At 68.9% G+C, this 23,689-nt stretch carries 20 protein-coding genes and 1 pseudogene; 12 read left to right on the forward strand and 9 right to left on the reverse strand.

Going from position 1 to position 23,689, the window contains the following annotated elements:
- The first annotated feature begins 294 nt into the window (after positions 1 to 294).
- The 3 genes from ACWDEN_RS13080 (at position 295) to ACWDEN_RS13090 (ending at position 6,631) form a co-directional block, all read left to right on the forward strand.
- The gene (locus tag ACWDEN_RS13080; RefSeq protein ID WP_351620934.1) at positions 295 to 819 is read left to right on the forward strand and encodes a hypothetical protein; all 525 of its coding nucleotides are present in this window, start codon (positions 295 to 297) and stop codon (positions 817 to 819) included.
- Positions 820 to 884: 65 nt separating this feature from the next.
- Complete coding sequence (locus tag ACWDEN_RS13085; RefSeq protein WP_450858867.1) at positions 885 to 2,435, forward strand: S1 family peptidase; 1,551 nt, start codon at positions 885 to 887, stop codon at positions 2,433 to 2,435.
- A gap of 206 nt (positions 2,436 to 2,641) precedes the next feature.
- On the forward strand, positions 2,642 to 6,631 hold the full coding sequence (locus ACWDEN_RS13090; RefSeq protein ID WP_450858929.1) for a polymorphic toxin-type HINT domain-containing protein: 3,990 nt from the start codon (positions 2,642 to 2,644) through the stop codon (positions 6,629 to 6,631).
- Positions 6,632 to 7,203: 572 nt separating this feature from the next.
- On the opposite strand, the gene ACWDEN_RS13095 is transcribed toward ACWDEN_RS13090, so the two are convergent.
- A complete protein-coding gene (locus ACWDEN_RS13095) occupies positions 7,204 to 7,446 on the reverse strand; it encodes a transposase (protein WP_450858869.1) in 243 nt (80 codons plus the stop codon).
- Positions 7,447 to 7,847: 401 nt separating this feature from the next.
- Here ACWDEN_RS13095 and ACWDEN_RS13100 point away from each other — a divergent pair, with 401 nt between their 5' ends.
- Entirely contained in the window at positions 7,848 to 8,084 is a 237-nt protein-coding gene (locus ACWDEN_RS13100) for a hypothetical protein (RefSeq protein WP_450858871.1), read from the forward strand.
- Between the two features lie 59 nt (positions 8,085 to 8,143).
- On the opposite strand, the gene ACWDEN_RS13105 is transcribed toward ACWDEN_RS13100, so the two are convergent.
- The 3 genes from ACWDEN_RS13105 to ACWDEN_RS13115 are packed head-to-tail and all read right to left on the reverse strand — an operon-like array spanning position 8,144 to position 9,360.
- Positions 8,144 to 8,623: an integrase core domain-containing protein gene (locus ACWDEN_RS13105; RefSeq protein ID WP_450858873.1), complete on the reverse strand. Its 480-nt coding sequence runs from the start codon at positions 8,621 to 8,623 to the stop codon at positions 8,144 to 8,146.
- A complete protein-coding gene (locus tag ACWDEN_RS13110) occupies positions 8,620 to 9,192 on the reverse strand; it encodes a helix-turn-helix domain-containing protein (protein WP_450858875.1) in 573 nt (190 codons plus the stop codon). The genes ACWDEN_RS13105 and ACWDEN_RS13110 overlap by 4 nt, the downstream gene beginning before the upstream one ends.
- A gap of 45 nt (positions 9,193 to 9,237) precedes the next feature.
- A complete protein-coding gene (locus ACWDEN_RS13115) occupies positions 9,238 to 9,360 on the reverse strand; it encodes a hypothetical protein (RefSeq protein ID WP_450858877.1) in 123 nt (40 codons plus the stop codon).
- 194 nt (positions 9,361 to 9,554) lie between these two features.
- On the opposite strand from ACWDEN_RS13115, the gene ACWDEN_RS13120 reads away from it, so the two are divergent.
- Both ACWDEN_RS13120 and ACWDEN_RS13125 read left to right on the forward strand, forming a co-directional pair.
- Positions 9,555 to 10,022, forward strand: coding sequence for a DUF6000 family protein (locus tag ACWDEN_RS13120; protein WP_450858879.1), 468 nt, complete (start codon positions 9,555 to 9,557; stop codon positions 10,020 to 10,022).
- 1,131 nt (positions 10,023 to 11,153) lie between these two features.
- Positions 11,154 to 11,243, forward strand: a pseudogene (locus ACWDEN_RS13125) (TerD family protein); the annotation flags it as partial.
- A 21-nt stretch (positions 11,244 to 11,264) separates the two neighbouring features.
- Here ACWDEN_RS13125 and ACWDEN_RS13130 read toward each other — a convergent pair.
- A complete protein-coding gene (locus ACWDEN_RS13130) occupies positions 11,265 to 11,531 on the reverse strand; it encodes a GlsB/YeaQ/YmgE family stress response membrane protein (protein WP_069779704.1) in 267 nt (88 codons plus the stop codon).
- Positions 11,532 to 11,765: 234 nt separating this feature from the next.
- Here ACWDEN_RS13130 and ACWDEN_RS13135 point away from each other — a divergent pair, with 234 nt between their 5' ends.
- The 5 genes from ACWDEN_RS13135 (at position 11,766) to ACWDEN_RS13155 (ending at position 18,066) form a co-directional block, all read left to right on the forward strand.
- Positions 11,766 to 12,857: a TerD family protein gene (locus tag ACWDEN_RS13135; RefSeq protein ID WP_450858881.1), complete on the forward strand. Its 1,092-nt coding sequence runs from the start codon at positions 11,766 to 11,768 to the stop codon at positions 12,855 to 12,857.
- A 99-nt stretch (positions 12,858 to 12,956) separates the two neighbouring features.
- A complete protein-coding gene (locus tag ACWDEN_RS13140) occupies positions 12,957 to 13,319 on the forward strand; it encodes an ArsR/SmtB family transcription factor (protein ID WP_351622376.1) in 363 nt (120 codons plus the stop codon).
- Complete coding sequence (gene mgtA, locus ACWDEN_RS13145; protein ID WP_450858884.1) at positions 13,312 to 16,014, forward strand: magnesium-translocating P-type ATPase; 2,703 nt, start codon at positions 13,312 to 13,314, stop codon at positions 16,012 to 16,014. The genes ACWDEN_RS13140 and mgtA overlap by 8 nt, the downstream gene beginning before the upstream one ends.
- Before the next feature lie 54 nt (positions 16,015 to 16,068).
- Positions 16,069 to 16,746, forward strand: coding sequence for a lytic transglycosylase domain-containing protein (locus ACWDEN_RS13150; RefSeq protein ID WP_351619163.1), 678 nt, complete (start codon positions 16,069 to 16,071; stop codon positions 16,744 to 16,746).
- Between the two features lie 543 nt (positions 16,747 to 17,289).
- Positions 17,290 to 18,066: a hypothetical protein gene (locus ACWDEN_RS13155; protein WP_351619165.1), complete on the forward strand. Its 777-nt coding sequence runs from the start codon at positions 17,290 to 17,292 to the stop codon at positions 18,064 to 18,066.
- Between the two features lie 48 nt (positions 18,067 to 18,114).
- Here ACWDEN_RS13155 and ACWDEN_RS13160 read toward each other — a convergent pair whose 3' ends face one another.
- A complete protein-coding gene (locus ACWDEN_RS13160) occupies positions 18,115 to 18,534 on the reverse strand; it encodes an STAS domain-containing protein (RefSeq protein WP_351619167.1) in 420 nt (139 codons plus the stop codon).
- A gap of 135 nt (positions 18,535 to 18,669) precedes the next feature.
- Between ACWDEN_RS13160 and ACWDEN_RS13165 the strand changes: the two genes are divergently transcribed.
- Positions 18,670 to 19,359 carry a hypothetical protein gene (locus ACWDEN_RS13165; protein WP_351619169.1) on the forward strand — a complete coding sequence of 230 codons (690 nt, stop codon included), beginning with the start codon at positions 18,670 to 18,672 and terminating at the stop codon, positions 19,357 to 19,359.
- Positions 19,360 to 19,378: 19 nt separating this feature from the next.
- Here ACWDEN_RS13165 and ACWDEN_RS13170 read toward each other — a convergent pair whose 3' ends face one another.
- The 3 genes from ACWDEN_RS13170 to ACWDEN_RS13180 form a co-directional block, all read right to left on the reverse strand.
- On the reverse strand, positions 19,379 to 19,645 hold the full coding sequence (locus ACWDEN_RS13170) for a hypothetical protein (protein ID WP_351619170.1): 267 nt from the start codon (positions 19,643 to 19,645) through the stop codon (positions 19,379 to 19,381).
- A 105-nt stretch (positions 19,646 to 19,750) separates the two neighbouring features.
- Positions 19,751 to 21,466, reverse strand: a complete 1,716-nt coding sequence (locus ACWDEN_RS13175; RefSeq protein WP_450858887.1) for an LCP family protein — start codon at positions 21,464 to 21,466, stop codon at positions 19,751 to 19,753.
- Positions 21,467 to 21,808: 342 nt separating this feature from the next.
- Positions 21,809 to 23,344, reverse strand: coding sequence for an LCP family protein (locus ACWDEN_RS13180; RefSeq protein ID WP_450858889.1), 1,536 nt, complete (start codon positions 23,342 to 23,344; stop codon positions 21,809 to 21,811).
- Positions 23,345 to 23,689 lie beyond the last annotated feature (345 nt).

The following is a 23,689-nucleotide window of genomic DNA, read 5'->3' on the forward strand; positions in this document are numbered from 1 at the left end:
GGACTCGCTAAATTGGTGTAATGTGAAACCATATTGAACGGCATGCAGGGTGCCGGTGTGAGATCTGTTGGTGTTTTATGTGTGTTGTCCAACGTTTGTGACGCTACGTCTTCACCTCGCCGTGAAATGACCATGCAGGTTCCGTGAACTTTCTATGAGGATGGTCACGTTGTTTCCAGACCTGACGCTGTTTTAGGGTCTCCGTCGACCACTTATTTTTGCTTTACATCTGTGCAGGGGGGACCGCAGATGTTGTTCCGTCATGCCGTCGCCCGTGCCTGGAAAGGAATTCGGGTGACTCCTCGTATGCGCAGGATGTTCCCGGTCGCGGGGGCTGCTGTTTTTCTGGCGATTGCGGGCACGCCGATGCTCGCGTCCGCCGATCCGCAGCCGACCGGGGGAACTGCCGGGGCCACGCCGCCGTCCGCGGTGGAGGACTACGCGTATCCGAACGCGGATCAGATCCAGAAGGCTCAGGGCATCAAGCTGATCAAGGGCGACGGGCACATCACCCTCGCCACGTGCGACGACTCGGCCCAGCAGATCAAGGTCCTCACCGTGCAGGGGCCCAGTGGCGACACCCAGGGCGCGTACTGCTTCAAGGCGAGCGCCAGGAGCGGCTACCTCTCCCTCGAACTGCCGCGGGTGTTCGCTCTGGAGACCGCCGACCACCCCATCAGTGCCGACTTGCGGCCGCAGGCGGATCCTTCGGCGCCGGTGAAGACCGTCAGCGTGGACAAGAACGGCTACCAGAGCGTGGGCGAGGGCGCGGCCGGTGGTGCGCCGTCCGTGCTGCTGGAGTTGCGGGTCACCGGCTGACCCGGGCCCGGCCTCTGCCTGCCCTCCCTCTCACCCGTTCTCGCATGACAGCAAGGAACCTTTTCATGTCCGGCTTTCATCCGCGCGCCGCGTGGACCGGCGGTCTGATCGCCGCCACCTCGCTGACCGCCGCCACTCTGGCCGTCACACCCGCCACCGCCGTATCCGGCCCGGCCGCTTCTGCCGCGGTCTCGGCCGCCACCGCCCGCCTCGATGTGGGTGGCCAGCGCGGCTGTTCGGCCACCCTGGTCGCCCCGCAGTGGCTGCTGACGGCCGCGAGCTGCTTCGCCGACACCACCGGCGGCACGCTCGCCTCGGGTGCGCCGAAGCTGAAGACGACCGCCACGCTCGGTGGCAGCGCCCAGCAGGTGGTGAACCTGGTGCCGCGCACGGACCGGGACGTGGTGATGGCCCAACTGGCCAAACCCGTCAGCGGTATCACCCCCGTCCCGGTAGCGGCCGCCGCGCCTGCCGCCGGGGACGACGTCCAGGCCGCCGGGTTCGGGCGTACCCACGACGAGTGGGTGCCCGACCAGGTCCACGCGGCCGCCTTCACCGTCCAGGACAGCGCCGCCACCACTCTCGATCTTGCCGCGAAGTCGGACGGTGCGGCGATCTGCAAGGGGGACACCGGCGGTCCGGTGCTGAGCACCACCGGAGCGGTCGTGGGTGTCAGCAGCCTGTCCTGGCAGGGCGGTTGCCTGGGCACCGACCCGGCCGAGACACGCGCCGGCGCGGTGGCGGCTCGGGTCGACGACCTGGCCTCCTGGGTCCAGCAGGTCGCCTACGCCCCTGTCTTCGCGGCCGCGCCGTGGAAGCACGCCGTGCAGATCACGGCCGGCTACTACGCGGGCGACTCCGCGAACGGCACCCGCCACATGGACCTGATCGTCGTCTGGGACGACGGCAAGGTCACCCTCTACCAGGGCGGTTACGGCAACGACCCCGCCCGTCCATTCGCCGCGGAACACCAGCTGCAGCCCGAGAAGAGCATCTTCACCCACGCCGTCAACGTGACCGGAACCAACACCGGCGCCGCCACCGATGGAGTCTTGGTGCGCTGGTCCGACGGTGAGATGACCCTCTACACCGCGGTCGACGCCAAGGGGTTCCACGGCGAGAAGCAGCTCGCCCCGCCCCACACCGCCGAATGGCAGAACGACGCCCAGCAGCTGACCGCCGGCCGCTTCACTGCCAACGGCCTGCGCGACGACCTGCTGGTGGCCTGGAAGGACGGCCACGTCTCCGTCTTCAGCGACCTGGCGGTCAACGGGCTGAAGAAGCAGACCCAGACCGTCGCCAAGAACAACACCTGGCCCTTCGCCGAGAAACTCGCCACCGGCTCCTTCACCGGCAAGACCACTGATGACCTGCTGGTGCGCTGGATCGACGGCGAGACCACCATCTACCCCGGCATGACCGGCAAGGCCCTGCCCGGCGAGATCAGGATCCGGCCCGCCAAGTCGGAGTGGAAGGACGCCGCCGTCGTCACCGCGGGCGCCTTCACCACCGCCAATGACGTCCTCGTCCGCTGGAACGACGGCCACGTCAGCCTCTTCACCGGCGTCGACGCCAAGGGCCTCCACGACCAAGTGCAGCTCGCACCCGCCGGCTGACGTGCCCGACGGCCTTTGACGAGGCGGCCCCGGTACGACCCGCGGGCCGCCCCTAGGCATCCCACGGCGCAGCGGCCGACGACCCATGACCACAGTCACGGCCAGGCCTGTGCACCCCCCGACAACCGAAGACACGAATCGAGTCCGCAGTGACACATCCACGCCGCCCTGGGCGCGTGGCAGCAGGGGCTCAGCGCGCAGTTCGCGTGCTGTGCCTGGGCCTGCTGCCAAGCGCGCTCGTCCTGGGCCTGCTGGGACCCGCGCCCATCCCCGCCAGAGCCGACGGAACCGGTCCGACCGAGACCGGTATCTCCGGTGCGCTCCCGGACACTGACCGCGCCAAGGTGGTACGCCTGTGGGAAACGGGCGGCCCCGGCGTACGGGCCGCGGCCGAAGTCGCTCTCGTCGGCAGTGACGACGACGTCAAGAACTTCCTCTCCCAGGCCTCCGACATCGCTGTCCAGGACGAACGGGTGACCGTCGCCCAGTTCGCCAGCGTCGGCGGTCTCAGCCTCCAGGACGCCGCCCGCAAAGCGCTCGACGGGACGCCGGACGACCTGAAGGCGTTCCTGAAGGACGGCTGGAAGCAGCCGCTGGAGCAGGACCAGCGGGTCCGCGTCGCACAGATCATCGACGCGGGCGGCCCGGAGGTGCAGAAGGCCGGCCGCGCCGCGCTCAACGGCACCCCCGATGACATCAAGACGTTCCTCGACAACGACCAGTACAACGACCGGGAACAGGACGAACGGGTCGAGGCCGCCCAGATCATCGCGGCCGGCGGACCGAACGTCCAGGCGGCCGGCCGCATCGCCATCAACGGCACCCCCGACGACATCCACGAGTTCCTCCAGGTCGGCCAGTACGTCTCCCGTGCCCACGACCAGGAACACGCCACGATCGCGCAGCTCGCCGACCAGGCGGCCAAGGCGGGCAAGCTGGCCGGGCAGCAGACCCAGGCCGCCAAGGACGCCTCCGCCCGAGCGGTGACCGCGGCCAAACTCGCCAAGCAGGCCGCGCAGAAGGCTGCCGCCGAGACCGAAGCCGCGCACAAGGACACCCAGCACGCGGCCGCCGCCGCTGCCCGCGCCGCGAGTGCGGCCAAGCAGGCCGCCACCGCGGCACAGACAGCGATCGACGCGGCCAACGCCGCCACCGACGCCGCCCGGGTCGCCGCCAATGCCGCCTCTGCGGCCGCGGCGGCCGCTGACGGTGCCGCCCAGGCCGCCTCCCAGGCCCGGGACGCCGCCGCGAACGCGGCCGTCGACGCCGGCCAGGCGGGCGCCGCCCGCAAGGCAGCCCAGCAGGCGCGGGATGCCGCCGCGGGCGCCCGCGCTGCCGCCCAGGCCGCCGACTCGGCCCACACCGCCGCCGCCCAGGCCGCCGACGCGGCAAAGGCGGCCAGCGGCGCCGGCAGTGACGCCACCGATGCCGCGAACGCGGCCGACCAGGCCAACACCCTGGCCGACGAGGCCGGTGCCCACTCCGTCGAAGCCGCGAACGCCGCGGCCAGCGCGCACCGGCATGCCCGCGAGGCCAGCCGTGCCGCCGACGCCGCCGAATCCCTGGCGAACGAGGCCGCCTCCGACGCCGGCGAGGCACGCGACGCCGCCAACGACGCGGCCACCCATGCCGAGAATGCGGCCAAGGCGGCCGACGACGCCGCCGCCCACGCCGGGCAGGCCGCGACCGCCGCCAAACAGTCCGCCGCGCACGCCCAGGAAGCCAAGAAGGCCGCCGACGCCGCCAGCGCGGCCGTCGCCAAGGCCCAGAAGGTCCACGACCTCGCGGTCCGCATCGACACCGAGCGGCTGACCGCGCGCACCAACGAGGCGATCAACCGCGCGAAGGACCTCAAGGCCCAGGAGGACCAGCGCGCCGCGGCCCAGCAGGCAGCGGCCCAGCACGCCAAGGACCTGCAGACTGAGGCGGCCAAACTCGCCGACCAGGCGGCCCAGCCCGGCGCGGACCCCGCGCAGATCGCCCCGGAAGCCCGCAAGGTGGCCCTGGCCACGGCCAAAGCCGGCCGCGCCTGGAGCCAGTCCGCCGCTCTCGTGGCCCTGGCCGGCACGGCCACGGACGTGACTGCCTACATCCGCACCGGTCGCCAGCAGGCCGGGTCCCAAGACGACCGCCAGGACGTCGAACACCTCGCGGAAGCCGCCGGCTCGGCGGATGTCCGTGCCGCCGCCGCCAGAGCGCTGGACGGAGACGACTCCGCGGTGAGCGCGTTTCTTGCCACCGGCCAGTACGAGGCGATGAAGCAGGACATGCGCCTGTACATCGCCCGGACCATCGCAGGCGCCGGCCCGATCGAGCAGCAGGCCGGACGCACCGCGCTGAACACCGACACCACGGAAGCTCTGCGCCAGTTCCTCACCACCGACGATGCCCAGGCACGCACCCAGGACGAACGCGTCCGCGCCGCCCAGCTCACCGACCCCCGCAACAGCAGCAACGGCGCGGAGGTGAAGGCCGCGGCCCGCATCGCCCTGGAAGGGCCCTCGAACCTGCTGCACCTCTTCATCACCGTCGGCCAGTACAAGGCGCACCGGCAGGACCAGCTCGGCGCCACGCACGAGGCCCAGATTCAGCAGCTGATCGCACAGGCCGCGGGCATCGCCGCCACCGCCCAGAAGAACGCAGCAGAAGCGAGCAAGGCGGCAGCCAACGCCGCCCATGCCGCAGACGAAGCCGCTGGCTACGCCAAACAGGCCGCACAGTCCGCCAACGACGCCAAGAACTACGCCACCCGGGCCGACGGCTACGCCAAACAGGCCGAACAGTCCGCCAACGACGCCGCCGCCTCGGCCAAAACCGCCCGCCAAGCCCAACAGGACGCCGAGAACGCGGCCGCCGCGGCCGTCACCTCCGCCACCCAAGCCCAGCACTCGGCCACCGCCGCACGCGGCTCCGCCGACTCGGCCTGGACATCCGCCCAGCAAGCCCGCGCCTCCGCCACGGCGGCAGGCAAAGATGCCACCGAGGCCAACCAAGCGGCAACGGAGGCATACCACTCTGCGGTCACAAAGCAGCGCCAGGAAGAGGCCTGGCTGCGACAGCTGTACGCGGAGCAGGAGAAGCACGCCCAGCACGATGACGATGACAGCTGGGTCCCAGCTTGGCTGAAGGACACCGCCAACACGATCGGCGACTACGGACAAGCCATCCTCGGAAACCCAGACATCTGGAAAGGCCTGATCGAGACCTTTGCCAGTGTCGGGGCCGTGGGCCAAGGCACCGAGGACATCGCCGGTGGCGTAGAACTCTGCCTGAGCGGCGTCGGCTGCCTCGTGGGCGCACCGGCCATCGCGTTCGGCGTCGCGACAGCGGGCGCGGGAATCTACGGAATCACCGACGGCATCAGCCGCTTCAACAACGGCCTCGGGCAAGCCCTGCGCGAGGCCCAGCAAGAGGAAGCGGGCGGAACGGAAGAGAGCTGCAGTCAGTGCTTCGTTGCCGGCACTAAAGTGCTCATGGCCGGTGGCTCGACGAAGAAGATCGAGGATATCGCGGAAGGCGACAAGGTCGTCGCCACAAACCCGCTTACCCGGAAGACCGAGCCGCACAGGGTCGCCCATGTCATCATCACCGATGGCGACAAGCACTTCGACGAGCTGGCCATCGCCACACCGAGCGGCTCGCAGAAACTGATCGCGACCTACGAACATCCTTTCTGGAGCCCGTCGCAGAGCCGCTGGGTGCAGGCACGCGAACTGCGACCCGGCTCCACCCTGCTGAGCAACGACGGGAAAACGGTACGCGTACAGGCGAACCTCACCTTCGACCAGCGCGTACGCACGTACAACCTAACCATTGAGGACTTCCACACCTACTACGTTCTGGCCGGGGCGACGCCAGTACTCGTACACAATGGATGCAAAGAAATCGTCCTGGATAACTACGGCAACTACGAACAAGCCCGGAACAAGGCCCTGGACCTCCTGGGGGAAGTTGACCCGGCGACTCGGGAACCGTACTTCGGCCGTCTAGAATCCTCTCCTACAACCTACGGCAAGGTTGTAGGATTCACTACGCGAGTGAACGGTGTGTTCAAAAGATTCAGGCTGGACTACGACCCGGTTAAGGGGCCTCACATCAACGTCGAGATCGGCAAGGGAGATTCTGCACAGAAGTGGGCTGTACCCTGGGACGGAACAGAAGCAGACTTCGAGAAAATACTTGGCGGTAACTCATGACGCTCGAAGAGGTGTACGGAACCAGACCAGATCTACTGCCGCGCTCCATGGTTCGAGTAGTTCGAGGCGATCAGTCACACGGACGACGGATCGCCTGGGCCGGACGCTCTGGCGTGAAGCTGCTTGATCTGGCCGAGCATCTCGAGTACGAGCGTAAAAGTCTGCGTGCCTTCCCTCGCGGATCCGACGGTGCGATCGTTTGGGGCTCGGTAACCCGTGAGGTCGTGCTTTACTCGGCGGATTCAGACTCCATCGACTTCTGTCGGATACTCGAAGAGTATGCCCCGAGTGCCGGTAACCTTATCTTCTTCTGGGGGAGTCTGGCAATTCCGACCGTAGAGATGGAGTTCGATTCCACTCGGTCTCACCTTTCAGAGATTGCGGAATCTAAGCCAGAATTCTGGATCTACTCCCCTGGTGATCGAGTTGTGTTGGAGAAATCCTTCTCGGGTGTGCTGACTGTGGCACAGGTGCCTGCGAGCCTCAACGGCCCACATTCCGCCTAGCGCACCCTAAGTTCGACCCAGCAAAGCGGTCCACCGACTTCGTCGGTGGACCGCTTTGCTGGGTCTTCAAAGTTGAGCGGTACGGAGGTGTCCGCGGGCTCGGCGGGTGGGGACACAGCGTGTCCGTAGTCGTTGGTTGTCGGCGTTGCGGAAGCCGAACGCGTTGCGGGCGACGAGCTTGATCACGCGGTTGCTCCCTTCGCTCTTGGCGTTGCTGCATCCGGTGTCGATGAACGCGGCGATCTCGGGCCACCAGGGGTCGAGGTGGTGGCGAGCTGGCGGGCTTCGGAGATGTCGGAGTCCGCGCACCAGACGAGGAACTTCCAGCGGGCGTGGCCGATTTCGTGGCGATCGGCTCCGGTGCGGGCCAGGGCGAGGAGGGGGGCCGCGTCCGCCGCACTCAACTACTCGGCGGCCTCATCAACGGGCTGCGCGCAAGTTCTCCTTGGCGATCCAGGCTGTCAGCAGCGTCTGCTCGATCACCCCGTCGCCCAGGAGCGTGTTCCACATGGTGGCGAACTGTTCGTCGCTGAGGTCCTAGCGGTTGCGCAGGAGGCGTCGCCTGGCTTTCCATTCCGGATCACTGGCGCGTCGGCGCCGACCGCCGCCCTTGCCGGTGGTGCGGCGCCTGGCGCGACCTGCCGGCCCGTGGAAGGCGGTGTACACCCGCTTCCGCCGCTATGCAGATCGGCCAGGCCTGAGACGAGGGCGTGACGGCTCATGCGCGCTGTCTGCGGTCGTACACGAGGACCAGCGGTTGCGGCGGGCACAGCTCGGTCACCACCACTCTGCACCACGTCTACGAGTTCATCACCCAGGACGGCCGCGTCATCCGGTTCGACGAGGCCAACGGCCCCTCGGCCGTTGGCGAGGACGTCAGCTACGGTGCGGCCCTCGACCTGTCCGAGCAGCCCTGTAGGGTGCCAATAGTGCCGTACGCCTTGTGAGCTGGGCGTTCGCCTGCGCAGCCGGGATCTTTTTCAGGCGGTGTCGCGGTACTCGCGAATCAGTCCGCCGAGGATGTCGTGGCGCTGGATGTGCTGGGCCGGGAACGGTATGACGTCGGGTCGTCGCAAGGCGCCCGGAGATCCAGTGCCCGGTGCGGCCTTCCCGTGTTGTGGTGCGCCGCGTACTCGGCGAGGACGCGTCGGCCGTGTTGCTCGTTGTAGATCAGGATCCGGTCGGTGCACTCGGCGCGGACGCTGCGGATGAACCGCTCGACGTGGGCGTTCATCCTCGGCGCCTGCGGTGCGGTCTTGAGAATCTCGATGTTCTCGCTGGTGAACACGGCGTCGAAGGCCTGGGTGTAACGGCTGTCCCGGTCGCGCAGCAGGTAACGGAAGCCGGAGACCCGATCGCCGAGATCGGCCAGGAGGCTTCTGGCGAACTGGGTGGCCCAGGCCGCCGTTGGGTGGGCGGTCACGCCGAGGATGTGCACGGTGCGGGTGCCGACCTCCATGACGGCGAAGGCGTAGAGCCTGGTCAAGCCCGCGGTATCGACGTGGAAGAAGTTGGCTGCGAGTAGGCCGGAGGCCTGGGCGCACAGGAACTCGCGCCAGTAGGCGCGGTGTTGGGGCCGCGTCGGGGTGCTGGCCCGAGTCCGGCGGAACGCAGGATACGGCGGACGGTGGAGGCACCGACCCGGTACCCGAGCCGACGCAGTTCGCCCTGGATGCGGGTCGAGCCCCAGGTCGGGTTCTCGCGTGCCAGGCGCAGGATCAGAGCGGTGACCTGCTTGGATATCGGCGGCCGCCCGGTCCGTGCGGGTTCCTGCCGCCACTTCCAGCGGATCAGGAATCGGTGCCAGGACAGCAGTGTGCCGGGGGTGACCAGGCGGTGTCGGCGGAGCCTGCCGGGCAGGTGCCGAGCGAGAGCGGCGAGGACCGCACGCTCCGGCCAGGTCAGCCGCGGTCGGACGCCGAGCCGCCGACGCAGCGCCGCATTCTCATGGCGCAGCGCGAGCAGTTCTACGTCCCTCGCCCGGTCGGCACAGGAGAGGAGCAGGATCAGTCCGAGGAGCCGAATGAAGATCAGGTAGAGCATGCGCAACGCCATGCAGTCCGAGCCTGTCAGGACTGTCGACCCTCGCAAAGTTCCTGGTCAGCAGCGATACGTGAGTTTCGGCACCCTACAGGGGTCGGTGAAGGCGACGAGTTGGGTGTAGACGTGGCTGACGGCGGGGGACAGCCTCGTCAACTGGTCGTTGATAGTGGTGTCGGACATGGTGATGGCCTCGCTTCCCGAAGGGCTTGAGGAATGAGGTCCCCGGCCGGGGGAGCGGTCCCTGGGGGCCGCAGGTGTCGCCGGCGCGTGCGCATCGCGAGTGATCCGGACGGATAGGCCGATCCATGGCGTCGCGGTGGTCACCGTGATCCCACTTGGCGCGTCGGCCGCGACCCCGACGCTCGCACACGGGCATGACGTCAAGCGCCGGTCAACCGATCGTGTCCGCCCACTTGCTGCGTCGATTGGACCGAGTCACGTTCGCGCGGAAGCTGGGCAAGGCCGCCAGTCAGATAAGCCCCCGTGAACTGGGCATTCTGCTTGATGGGGGATGGCGCGAGCGTAAGACGGCAGCCTGGCTCATTGCCGTTGCTGGCAGAAGGGAGTTCCGCGGACGTCTCGGCGAACTCCTGGTCGCCAGCGAAGGATTCTACGCGGGACAGGCGTACTGCGTCATGCTCGCCATCTTCGCCACCCCTGCCGACGCCGACCTTCTGGTCGCTTACTTCGACCGCTACCTGCTCTGCCTCGACCTCGACTACGACCAGGCATGGCCTCGGCACGCTGCTGCTCGACGCTGGCCGGGCAGCCCAGTTCCTGGCTCACGACGGCCCTTGGCAGCAGAGGATCGACCCGCCCAGCAAGGGCTACGAGGCCCCTGAGAGCTACCGGGAGTTCATCGGCCGGCTCTGCCTCTTCGCCAGAGTGCCAGGCATTGCGCGGCAGTGTGACGACAGCCCCGCCGCACAACCAGGGTGGTCACCGCCCAGCGCCCTCAGCTTGGGAAGCGAAGGCGCTTGTACGTGCTTGTATGCGCTGACCTGCGTAAATGTGCTATCTGGCGTGTGCCGCGGAGGCGGTTTCGCACCGGTGTTGACCGTGGTTGTCCGCCCTTATGGGCACGCTTTGGGCACGCCGTCGGTCTGTGGGGGCGGGAGTGCCGTTCAGTGCGCTGCCGCGTGTCGGATGTCTTGCCGCGAGGAGTTGTACGGAGAGGGGCATTGCAGGTGCACACCAGCGATGCTGTCAGTGGCGGCCGCTGTCCGGTGGACATGCGTCCGTCATTGCCCGGCGAGTAGACGACCTTGACACCTCGACCGCAGCTCCTGCGGCTGTAACCAAAAACGCCCAGCGACACGCCGGGCTGGGTGGCTGGCGCATTTGAGGGCAACCCTGCGGACGAGTGCGCCGTTCGTATCGGGCGGCTCAGCCGTGGACGTACCGTCCCTTGCCTCTTCCAGCGCCGTGCTTGTCCTTGCTTTCGTTGCCCAGGTCGTCCGACGGCGCGGTGACGGCCGGAGTGGCGGAAGGCACTGTCGGGGACGGTACCCGGGCTGCCGGTATGGAGCTGGTCGTTACCGGGGCGGGAGAAGACGGCGGGGAGGGGGGCATCCTCGACGGAATTCATCGACGTACCAAGGGCCAGCTCCATGCCGCAGAGAGTGGCCTGGGCGGCCAGTTTGCGGCGGCCGCGCGGACTGGAGTGCGCCGCACTTCGGGTTGACAGGTCCGCGGACCGAGAGCGGGAGCGATGGAAGGCGCGGGCATGGTGGTGGTGCCGCCCGGACCGGGCGGACTCGGTGTCCGTTCGTATGCGGCAAGCCAGCAGGCCACCTGCTCGGCTGTGGGCCGGGTCCTTGGCGAGCAGTAGTCGGAGAGTTGCTGCGGTATCCCGGGTGCAGTCGGGCGGGCGGCGATGGCACCCCGTCGACGTGTTGCTGCACCACGGCCAGCGAGCTGGCACCACGGAACAGGGGCCAGCCGGTGAGCAGTTCGTACAGCACGCCGCCGATGGAAATGGCTGGCAGTTGAAGGCCATCGGTGAGCCTGGCGCCGGGCGTACGTTCCGGGATCTGCTGCCTGCGATTGCCAGCCATCTGTGACCGGCACTCTCGGCGCTCGGGTCAGTCTCGGGAGTTGCCGAAAAGGATGCGGTAACCGATGAGCAGCACCAAGGATCCGGCGATCGCTGCGCCCCATGTGTAGAGGTCGAAGAAGTGCTTCTCGACCGAGCGGTGGAGGAAGTGGGCGGAGAGCCAGCCGCCGATGAAGGATCCCGCGATTCCGATGAGAGTGGTGCCGATCAGCCCGCCCGGGTCCCGGCCGGGCAGCAGGATCTTGGCGATCCCTCCGGCGAACAGGCCGAGGATGATCCAGCCGATGATGCCCACTTCGTTGTCCTCCAGTCGGGTCGGGTCGGCCGGGGTCCGCCGGACACCGGTGCTTCGGATTGCTTGTTTGCGCAAGCCTATGGATCGATGCGAGGACCGGCCAGCGCTTGTGGTGACTGGTGATGAGCCGTTGTGGTGCTGTCACTGGCTCATGACATTGCGCAAGCCGGGAACTGGAAGGCTTAGGTTCACGTTGATTACGACGGGAAGCGGAAGCAGCTGCGGAGGACGTGCATGAGTGTGTCCCTGACCAAGGGCGGCAACGTGTCGCTCAGCAAGCAGGCTCCCGGCCTGACTGCGGTGACGGTCGGGCTGGGCTGGCAGGCGGGCACCGGCTATGAACTGGACGCCAGCGCGCTGTTGTGCGACCAGTCGGGCAAGGTGCTGTCCGAGGAGCATTTCGTTTTCTTCAACAACCTGACCAGCCCCGATGGTTCGGTCCACCACGCCGGCAGTGGCAGCCCCGCGGGCGCGGACGACCAGCAGATCCATGTCGACCTCACGCGGGTCTCCGCCCAGGTCGAGACGATCGCCTTCCCGGTGTCCCTCTACGAGGGGGTTTCCCGCGGCCAGACCTTCGGGCAGGTGCACCGGGCACACATCCGCGTCCTCGACCGGGACAGCGGCACTGAACTGGTCCGCTATGACCTCGCGGCCGGCGGCCTGTCGAGGGAGACCGCGTTGGTCTTCGGCGAGCTGTACCGGCACGGCGCGGAGTGGAAGTTCCGCGCCGTCGGCCAGGGCTACACCTCCGGTCTCGCCGGCATCGCCACCGACTACGGGGTGGACGTCCTGCGCGAGACTGCCCCGGCCGATCCGGTCCCGGTCACCCCGCCGCCGGTGAGCACACCTACGTACGCGCCGCCGACGCCCACGGCACCGCCGCTGACCGTCGTCTCCGCACCCACCTCGACACTGGCGGGATCCCCGCAATCCTCAGGGAGTTCTTCCGTGTCGTGCTTCTTCGACCCCAACCACGGTCCGGGCATGACGACTGTGACCTGGTCCCCGCAGTGGGGCGTGCCCCGGCCGGTGCAGGCGTGCGGCGGCTGTGCCCAGCGGGTGCTGACCACGGCGCCGCCGTTCTACGCGCCCCCGCAGCAGGGGTATCCGCAGGCGACGGCACCGCAGGGTTATCCGCAGCAGGGGTACGGACAGCCGTACCAGGACCACTATGACCACCAGCCGCAGGGCGGTGGCCGCCGGTTCGGTGCGGGCGCGCTCATCGGTGCCGGTGCGGCAGGTCTCGTCGGCGGCGCACTGCTGAACGAGGCGTTCGACGACGACGAGCCGGACGTGGTGGTCAACAACTACTACGAGGACTGATCCACTGCCCTCTCGGTGCGGGAATGTCCGGCATTCGGCCGCCTACACTGAGTGGGCACACGGGTGTCGGCTGTGTAGAGGGCTGGACGGGAGAGGACTGTGACGGGGAACGTCAGTGGTTTCGAGGATCCGTCCGCCGAGGTTCTCACCCAGGCAGCCGCGGCCTTTGGACTGCTCGCCTCGGCAGCCCGGCTGCATCTGATGTGGGCGCTGTCGCAGGGCGAGAGTGACGTCACGCATCTCGCCGACCGGGTCGGCGGAGCGCTGCCCGCCGTCAGCCAGCATCTGGCCAAGCTGAAGCTGGCCGGGCTCGTGAACTCCCGCCGCGAGGGCCGACGGCAGGTGTACTACGTCGGTGACCCGGAGGTCGTCACCGTGGTGCGGGTGATGGTCGGGCAGCTGACGGCACGTTCGCAGCATGCCCTCGCGCCGGTGCGCGAGCTGCGCGGGACCGGTGGCTGAGACCACCGCGGCCCCGGGGCAGGACGCCGAGCCGCCTGGCCCGTCGGCCGTATGCGCCCCCGGAGGAGGGGCTTCGCCGGATCTGTCCGCGCCGACCGTGTTGGAGACCTTGCGGCGGCTGGACAGCGGGCCGCGCGGGCTGACCGAGGCACAGGCCGAGGAGCGGCTGGCCCGGCTGGGGGAGAACACTGGGCCCGCCTGGCGCGCGGCCTCCTGGCCACGGCTGTTCCTGAGGAGCCTGCGGGACCCGTTCACCGCGGTGCTGGCCTGTCTCGGGCTGGTCTCGGCGGCCGTCCTCGCCTGGAGCACCGCCTCGGTGATCCTGCTGCTCGTCGTGGTGAGCTGCGTCCTGCGGGCCTCTGGGGAGCACAGGGCCGACCGGTCCACGGCCGCACTGCGCGAGCTGGTCGCCACCACCGCCACCGTGCTCCGGCGGGCCGACGAGGAGGCAGCTCCGGCGACCCGTGAGCTCCCCGTGGTCGAGCTGGTGCCGGGAGATGTGATCCGGCTGGGGCCGGGCGACCTGGTGCCGGCGGACGTACGCCTGCTGCGGGCGAGCGGCCTGACCGTGCACCAGGCCGCGCTGACCGGAGAGTCCGCACCCGTCGTCAAATCCGCCGACGACCTGCCTCGCTCGGCCTGCGGCGGGCTGTTCCAGCAGCCGCAGCTCTGTTTCCAGGGCAGCAGCGTGGCCTCCGGCAGTGCCACCGCGGTCGTCACCGCGACCGGCGCGCACACCCGGTTCGCGGCGGCGCACGAGCGCAGGGCCGGCCGGCCGGAGGCGAGCGCCTTCGACCGTTCGGTCCATGGCATCTCCTGGATCCTGATCCGGTTCATGCTGCTCACCCCGCCGCTGGTGCTGATGGCGAACGCGGCGCTGCGCGACCGCGGCCTGGAGACACTGCCGTTCGCCGTGGCGGTCGCGGTCGGGCTGACCCCGGAGATGCTGCCGGTCCTCGTCACCCTCTGCCTCGCCCGTGGGGCCTCGCTGCTGGCCCGCACGCACGGCGTGATCGTCAAGCGCCTGCCGGCCCTGCACGACGTCGGCGCCGTCGACGTGCTGTGCCTGGACAAGACCGGCACCCTCACCCAAGACCGGCCCGTCGCCGACCGCGCCCTCGGCCCGGACGGGCTGGACGCCCCCGAGGTCCTGCACTGGGCCGCCGTCAACGCCTGGTGGACCCTTCAGCTCGCCGACCTGCCCGAACCCGACGCCCTCGACGAGGCGATTCTGGACGCCGTCGACGAGGACACGCTCACGGCGTACGACGGGGTCGCGGCCGTGCCCTTCGCCCCGGACCACCGAGTCTCCGTGGCGGTCGTGCGCACCCCCGGCCGCCTCGGCATGCACACCCTGGTCGTCAAGGGAGATGTCGAGGCCGTACTGGACCGCTGCGCCGTCCCGGACGACGAGCGGGAACGGCTGCGCGCCCTCGCCGCTCGGCAGGCCGACGGCGGGGTGCGCGTCCTGGCGGTCGCCACCGCGGAGCGATCCTCCCTGCGTCGCGGCTACACGCTGACCGATGCACATGGGCTGACCTTGCGGGGCCTGATCACCCTGCGGGACGCGCTCGCGCCCACCGCCGCCGACGCCCTGAAGGTCCTCACCGACCGGGGTGTCACCGTCAAGATCCTCACGGGGGACCATCCGGGAACGGCGGTCCGCGCTTGCCTCGATCTGGGAATCATCGTGACCCATGACGCCGTGCTCACCGCCGACGTCATCGACCTCCTCATGGACGCCGAACTCGCCGCGGTCGCCGCCCGTACGACCGTCTTCGCGCGCTGCACCCCGGAACACAAGGCTCGGATCATCGCGGCCGTGCGCACCGCCGGACACACCGTCGGCTTCCTCGGCGACGGGGTCAACGACCTGCCCGCGCTGCGCGCCGCCGACGTCGGCATCGCCCCCCGCAATGCCGCCGACGTCGCCCGGGAAGCCGCGGACGTGGTGCTCGCCGAGAAGGACCTCACCGCGATCGCGCACGCCGTCGCCGCGGGCCGACACGCGGGCGGCAACATCGTCACCTACCTGCGCACCACGCTCTCGTCCAACCTCGGCAACGTCCTCGCCATGCTCTCCGCCGGTCTGCTGCTGCCCTTCCTGCCAATGCTCCCGGCCCAGGTCCTGCTCCAGAACCTGTGCTTCGACGCCGCCCAGCTCACGTTCGCCCACGACCGGCCCGCCCCCGCCGCCCTGCGCCGGCCGACCGTGCTGGACCCGAGGGAGCTGCTGGGCTTCATCACCGGCTTCGGTGTGCTCAACGCCGTCGCCGACCTGGCCACCTTCGGTGTCCTCGCCCTCGCGATGCACGGGCAGGGGACAGGGGTCGACGAGGCGGTGTTCCACTCCGGGTGGTTCACGGAGAACCTGATCACGCAGGCCCTGGTGATGGTGCTGCTGCGCGCCGGCCGCCGTACGGCCGAGTTCCGCCGACCGGGCCCGGTCGCCTCGGCGGCACTGGCCCTTGCCGTCATCGGCCTGGCGCTTCCCCCCTCACCGCTGGGCCCGATGCTCGGCCTGACCGCCCTGTCGCCCGTGTACTACCTGCTGCTCACCGCTGTCCTGATCCTCTACGCCGCAGGTCTACTGGCGGCCAGGGCGCGCTTCGAGCGCGGTGGCGGCAGCGGTTCTGCTCCGGTGGGCCGACCCAGTCGATCGTCGGAGCCCGGCGCCGGTTCACGCCCGTCTTAGTCTCCCTGCTGTACAAGGCTGTCGACCGAAGGCGGGGTACGAGGAAGGCGCGCCATGACAGAGTCCGGGGCCCCCAAGCGCCGACGGTGGCTGCTCGTGCTGGTCTTCGCCCTGGTCGTGTACGTCATCGTGCGCGCGGCCCACACCCCGCAGGGCGATCCACCACCTCACGGGAAGGCGTCCGCCTCCCCATCGACCCCGTCGGCTGGCTCCACCGCCCCGTCCCTGTCGTCGGCGACCTCGTCGTACGACCCCGCCGACTACGCCGCCTCGGTCCGTACCCGGGCCCGACAGGCCGGTGTCAGCGCCCAGTTGGTGATGGCGATCCTCTACAACGAGGCGTACAAGCCACATGACCCGTCGTTCGAACGGGCCTGGCAGAAGTACAAGCCGGATGCGGCCTTCGGCATCGCCAACATGCACCGCGCCACCTTCGACGAGGTCAAGAAGGGCCGGGACTTCGCAGGCCGCCGCTGGGAGGAACTGCCGGACGACCGTGACCTCGCCGTCGAAGCCGAAGCCTGGTACCTGCACGACCTGTCGGTCCAGCTGCCGGCCCACTGGACCGCCCCCTACAAGAGGAACGACCTGCTGGCCCTCGGGTACAACACCGGCGCGGGCAACATGCTCGCCTTCGCCCGCGGCGCGACCCCGGACAGCCAGGCCCGCTCGTACCTGGACCGGCTGCATGCGAACTGGGCCGAGGCGGGAAAGGCGGTAGAGGCATCCTGAGGCTCCTGGCTTGCGGAGTTGCGCAATAATCGAAGTTCAGCGGGGGGCCCGCCCCCGGTATCGGGGGAAGGAAGGGCGTGCATGCCGCGCGGGGACTACAGGCGAGTGCGTGAGGCGAACCTGCGGCTGGGCGCTGCCGTGGCCGAGGTCGAGGGACTCTATTCGGCGTTATTGAGGGCGAGTTCTTCCGAACGCCGCCGAAGGCTGCAGACGGAACTGGCGCGGGCTGCCGGCCGTCTCGCCGATCTGGCGGCTTCGCCACCGCACGCCCGCTCCTCGTCCGTTGGTGTGCGGCGGTCACGGTGGGGACGCAGACGGGCACTGGCCGAGCGTGGCGCCGCGTGGATCACAGCGCGGTTCGGACAGAACCCGCGCTGAACTCGGCCTTCAACGCAGCTGGTCGAACGTCCCAGGGTTCCTGGCTCGGGACGGTGCCTTGTCCGGCGCCCGGCAGCTGGTACAGGCGCTGTGCGCCCGGCTCCTGGGCGATCGAACTAGTTGCTTGCTTGCGTAATGCAGCAAGGGTCTGTCGAGAATGGGCCCATGACCACCCATGACAACCCGCACCCTGGCCCCGAGCACTGGACCGAGCTCCTGCACATCCGCCTGGAACGGATCGAGGGCCTGCTCGCTCCGGCCGAGCAGACACCCGAGTCCCAGCGTCCCGCATGGCAGCGGCACACCCGGGGCGAGCAGCGCTGGGCGGTGATGGCCGCGCTGCTGGTTGCCGTCTGGGTGCAGTGGATGCTGCCGGAACGACTCAGCATCCACCCACACTGGCTGCTGCCCGCCCTTGAACTGGGCATGATGGCGGCGCTGTGGGTGGCTCATCCGCACCGGCGGATCGAGTACCACTCTCGTCTGCTGCGCGCACTGGGCCTGCTGCTGGCCGCCGCGGTCAGTCTCGCCAACGGCTGGTCCGCCGTCATCCTGGTACGCGACCTGCTGCACGGCACCGAGGGCTCCAACGCCGCGGCTCTGCTGACGACCGGCGGCGGCATCTGGCTGACCAACATCATCGCCTTCAGCCTCTGGTACTGGGAGTGGGACCGGGGCGGACCGGTGGCCCGCGCCCTGGGCACGCACCAGCACCCGGACTTCCTTTTCCCTCAGATGCAGCAAGAGGGCATCGCCCCCGACGACTGGGAACCGCAGTACATGGACTACCTCTATGTGGCCCTCACCAACGCCACGGCTTTCAGCCCCACCGACACCATGCCGCTGTCCCGCTGGGCGAAACTGCTGATGTCCGCCCAGTCCACGATCTCGCTGCTGACCCTGGCGCTGGTCATCGCGCGCGCGGTCGGGGTCCTGCAGTGACCCCGGCAGATTGAGCCACGGCACGTGCCATCAGGCGCTCGTCTGGCATTACTCGCCGTCCGGCATGGTTCCTTCGCGGTTGTCGAGCAGGTGGGTCAGACCCAGTCGCTCGAATGTGTTGCGGGCCTGGGCGCTTGCGTGGGTGACGATCACCTTGGTGCCGTGTTGTTGGGCGGCACGCAGCACGGGGAGGAACGCCTTGCCGCCCTCTCTGTCAAGGAAGGTGACCCGTTGGAGGTCGATCTCCAGAGTGCGGGGAGTCGGGCGGAGGGTATTGCGCAGGTTGTCGGCGACACGGCCGGCGTTCTTGGATGTGATCTCTCCAGAGAGTCGGACGACGGCGTGAGCCGGGTCCTGGGCGACATGGTGTGTGCGTCGCTTGCGTCGATGCAGCAGGCGCAGCACACGGTGGCGTGCGGCTTCTCGAAGCCCGCGGATGTGCGGCTTGGGGGTGGGGGATTCCGGCATCGGGACTCCAGATCAACGGCAGTGGGAGGACCCCCAGTCCTTTAACAGTTGCGCAATCGGGGAACTAATAAACTCAATCCTTCGGTTGTACGTCGATGTGGTCGATCCGCAGAGGTTGTGGACGGTGACGCTCTGATGCGCGGGGGACAGATGCAGGGACCTGAATCTTCTGAGGCCGAGATCGACGTGACGTTCGGGCGCGTCTTGGACGAGGCCCTGAAGTCGCAGCAGGTCACGGAGGCGCTGGGGCGCTCCGGCGCGGTTCTCAACCGTGAGCAGCTGCGTACTCGGGCGCTCCAGGCGCGGGCCGAGATCGCCGGCGCCGCAGCCATCGAGTACCGGACGTTCCTCCAAGCCAGGGCAGTGGCGGCCGCGACGAGTGGGCAGCAGGATGCGAGCGGTGCCCAGGGGGCCGAGGCCCAAGGCAGTGGCGGGCTGCTTCCGGTGCTGGCGGTGCTCGTGCCCAGTCTGGCGGCCGTTTCGGCGGCTGTCTTCCTCGTGATCGGGTACGGCCTGCGGGTGTTCGGAGGGCGCCCCTACATCAGCGGCGGACTGATCACTGCCGGGCTGATCGCCGCCGCTGTGACCGCAGGCGGGCTGATCGGGGACTTCATCTACGTGCTCGTGGCGGCGGCACGCAATCGATCGGACGGTCAGAGGGGTGCGCTGGACGGTACAGCGCCGGAGCTGACAAGGGCGCGGAAAGAGTGGGAACTGGCTCTGCTTGAGCGTGGTGTCGTGCCGTTCCTGCTGGGGCGCCTGGAGGAAGCAGGCGGCGCGGAACGGGGAAGTCGCCAGGTCGCTGATCCGAGCCGCCATCTCTGACAGACCGACTGACAGTGGTCTACGTGCCGCTCTGAACCCGCAGGATGATCCGGTCCGTGTCGTACAGGACCCATCGCGGAGTCGCCACGCCTGACAGCCGCAGTCGGCAGGCGGTGACGCCTTCGGGGCTCGTCCACCATCCGGTGACGGATCCCGGCCACGGCCACCCGGCCTCGTCGTACACCTCGACCGGCTGATACGCGCCCCGCGCCTCGTCATGCGGCGGCAGTGGACATCCTCGCGCCAGTTCCTCGAGCACGCCTTCCGCGGTAGTCGTCTCCCGCACGGCCCCGGTCCTCCCCCATCGCCTCAATGGACGGTTCCATCATTGCGCAAGCGATGATGTGTTCGCTAAGAGTGGCGAGATGAACACTTGTGGCGATGAGTGGTTTCAGGCGTCGGAGTCGGGCTGGCTGCGGGCAGCGGCGTATGCCTGGGCGGGGGTCATGCTGACGCCGTTGAGGGAGACGGTCCTGTAGGGACTGACCTGGGCGCAGCTCTTGGACTGGTCGGCTGTCTGGGCGTGGGCGTTGGAGACCGCGGCGTGGGTGTCGGCGGGGGCGGGGGAGGAAGTGCCTGCACTGCCGCTGTTGCTGGGGTAGCTGGTGCCACTCGGCCAGTCGCTGCCGATGACCAGCGACAAGCCGCTGCCGCTGCCCTGCTTGAGGTGCGAGGAGGGCAGGCCCAGGGCACTGGCCACCGCCTGGGCTTCCGGCTTCTGCCCGGTGCCGTAGGTGAGGGTGGTGGTGGCCGCGGTGGCAGGGGCGTTGGCCGTGGTGGTGTCCTGGCTGAAGCCCTTGTCGGTCAGGGCGCCGGCCAGCTCGGAGGCACGGCCGCCGACGGTGGTGCCGTTCTCGATGGTCACGGCGATCTGGGAGGGGGCGACGGCCTGGGCGGTGGGGGAGGCCGCTGCGGACTTCTTGCCCGAACCGGTCGTCAGCGACTGGTCGTTGGCGATGCTCGCGAACAGCGACTTCGCTCCCGCACCCGGGACGACCCGGTCCTTGTTGTTCGGATCGGGGGCGGTCTGCATGGTGGCGAACGTGATCCGCTTGGAGGGAACCTTGTCCAGGTCGGAGGCCAGCCCCACCAGCTTGCTGACGCTGCCCAGGCCGTCATCGACGGTGAGGGCCTTGGTCGCGGCATCGGCGAGGTCGTAGACCTTCGTGGGGTCGGTGAGGGTGCCGGCACTCTTGAACTTGCGGATCATCGCGCCGAGGAACAGGTGCTGGGAGACGGTACGGCCGAGGTCGCTGCCGTCGCCGAAGCCGTGCCGGGAGCGGACGAACTCCAGGGCCGCGACGCCCTTGAGGGTGTGGTCGCCCTTGGACAGTTTCAGGTGCGAGTAGGTGTCGTAGACGTTGTCGCTGACGCACACGTCGACGCCGCCGACCGCGTCGGACATGCTGACTACGCCGGAGAAGTCGAGCTTGACGAAGTGGTCGATGGGGATGCCGGTGAGCTGGTGGATGGTGGCCACCTGGCAGGCCGGGCCGTATGAGAGAGCGCTGTTGATCTGGCCGTAGTAGCCGGACGTGGACTGCTTCGACGTGGGGTCGGTGCAGGCCGGCACGTTGGTCATGGTGTCGCGAGGGATGCTCATCACGGTGGCGTTGGAGCGGTCGGCGGCTATGTGGACGACCATCTCCACGTCGGCGTTGCCGTTGCCGGTCTGCACGCCGGTCTTGGAGCAGCCGCCGCCGAGCGCGCAGTCGGCGGCGCTGGTGCGGCCGTCCGATCCCATCACCAGGATGTTGATCGGCGTGCGGCCGAAGGCGTCCGCCTTTTCGCTGCCGCCCTTGCCGTCGAGCGCGATGCTGTTGATGTTGCCGTTCAGGTGCTCGTAGAACCACCAGCCGGCGCCGGCCGTCACCAGGACCAGGACGGCCAGGCATGTCCCGGCGATCCGCAGGACCCGCCTGCCCCGGCGCGTCGGCCGGACGCGGCGGCGTGAGTTTCCACGGCCGGAGGACCGGGACGCGGCCCGTGCCGCCGCCCGGCCGCCGGGCGGGCGCCCGTCTGCGGGCTTGTCGGTGCGCTGGCGGGGCACCTGGGCGGTGCGGTGGCGTGTGGCGCGGCCGGTGGAGCCGTCCCGCAGGTCACTCATGTCACACTCCCAGGAACGGTCGGGCCCAGCAGACCCTCGCGGGGTGCGGCCAGTGTTCTGCGGCCGGCCCGTCGGATGAAGTGGGGTTGCACCTCGATTGCGTGGTTGCGCAATCTAGCAAACATCCGTGCCGCTCCTCACCCGGCCGGTCTCGGCTCACAGGTGCCGGATCCGTTGTGTGCCCGCGTGGTCACGTCGCGTGTCGCAACGCCAGGCTCGGCACCCTTCCGGGTTCGGCCTCTGGGGACAACGTGATACGTGGCGTCGAAGGTTCCGCCTCACTCATGCCCTGCGGGTGAGATTCGCCTCGGCAAGCTGGTCGTCACTGGGTTCCGCACCCCGTCATCCGTACGAGAGGTCGGAGCAGGGGGAGTCGTCCGCGGAGCGGGTGTTCGAGGTCACCGGCGTGTGCGGGGGTGAGGCCGGGCTGGCGGAGGCGGCGTAGGTCTGCCCCAGGATCACGGTGATGCCTCCTCCGGTGAGAGCTTGCAGTTGGGCGCCGGGAAAGAGCCGAGCGACTTGCTTTGCCTGGGTCCTGAGGGGCGGGGCGTACTGGATGAGCGTGACGGTCTGGCCCCGGCGGGTGGTGTTGCCGGTGCCGGCAACGGCGAAGCCATGGCGGGTCAGTGTGCGCGCCGCGGTGGAGGCGAGTCCGCTGGTGTGGGTGGCGTTGTAGACCACCACGGTGATCCCGTTTCCCCAGACCACCGGCTCAGCGCTCGGCGGGTGGCTGGTTGCCCGGCTTTCGGGCCCGGCCATGCCGGTGTTCCTGTCATCAATGGGGCGGTCGGCCTGCAGTGCCGCCCACAACTTGTCGGCGTCCGGATGGACAAGGGCGACGCGGGCGCGGTCGTAGCGCCACGGGACGGTGACGAACTTGGTGTTGTGCAGGTCGATGTCCCTCAGCGACATGACGAAAGAGATCAGCTTGTCCGCCGTTCCCAGACCGGAGTCGACGGTCAGCGACTTGGTGGCGGCTTCCGCCAGGGGCAGCAGGTTGGCCGGAGTGAGCCCGGCGCTCTTCACCTTCTTGATCAGGCCGGCCACGAACGCCTGCTGCCGCTTGATGCGCCCGATGTCGGAGCCGTCCCCGATGCCGTGCCGCATCCGCACGTAGTCCAGGGCTTGTTTCCCGGACAGTGTCTGCTCGCCCTTGTGGAGGAGAAGCCGGCCGCGGGTGACGCGGCCCGGGCTGAGATCCTTCTGGTAGATGTCCTGCGGCACGCACGCGGGCACCCCGCCGACGGCCTCAGTCATCTGTGCGAAGCCTTTGAAGTCGATGACGATCGTGTGGTCCACGCGCAACCCGGTGAGCTGTTCGACGGTGTTCTGGGTGCAGGCGGGGTTGCCCCTCGCGGTCTCGCCGACGGAATAGGCCGCGTTGAACATGGCGTTGGCCCGTGTCTGCGTCCAGGATCCGTCCGGGAGTTGGCAGGGCGGGATCGTGACCAGCGCATCACGGGGGATCGACACGGCGAGGGCGTGCCGGTGGTCGGCATAGATGTGCAGGAGGAGCGCAGTGTCGGAGCGGCCGACGTCGTGCTTGCTCCCGCCGCCCAGCGCGTTGTTGCCGTTGACGCGTCCGTCGGAGCCGATGACGAGGACGTTCTCCCCTCTGCCCGTCGCTCTGGGACGGTTGCTGGAGAGGCCGTCACTGTCGAAGGTCTTGATGCTCCCGTTCAGGGTCACATGGATCCAGCCGAGCCCCGCAGTGACCAGGATCAGCAGAGAGAGGCCGCTCATGGCCAGCCTCCGGAGCCGGCTGTCACGCCTGCGCTTGCGTACGGGAGTCCGTGAGCGCGTGCGGTGGGACGGAGGAGGCGCGGTCACGCGGTGGCCGTGCTGCCGCCGCGCCGGTGCCTGGTGGCTGATGGGCATGCGCGGGCCCCTCCTGTGCCGGGTTCTTGGTAAGCCATGTGCGGAAGGTATGGCTCATATCGCCCCGAAGTTCCACATTTGCGCAATATAGCAACCAATAGGGGCGGTGAGGCGCTTCGGCTCCGCGCATATCTAGAGCACGGCGAATTCCGCCGGCTCACCGCGCCTTCCGGCGTGCGGCCGTTCGGTCCGGGTGTCCGATGGCGCCCGCACTGAGTGGGCACGCGGGTCTAGTCCCCTGCCGCCGGGAGGGCCGGCGGCAGATCTACCACATCGATGACCCCCGCCGTCGCCCTCGTCCTCCAGCTGATGTCCGGCCAGCTCGTCGGACCATCCCAGCCGGGA

This window comes from Streptomyces sp. NPDC001153 (assembly GCF_053598315.1).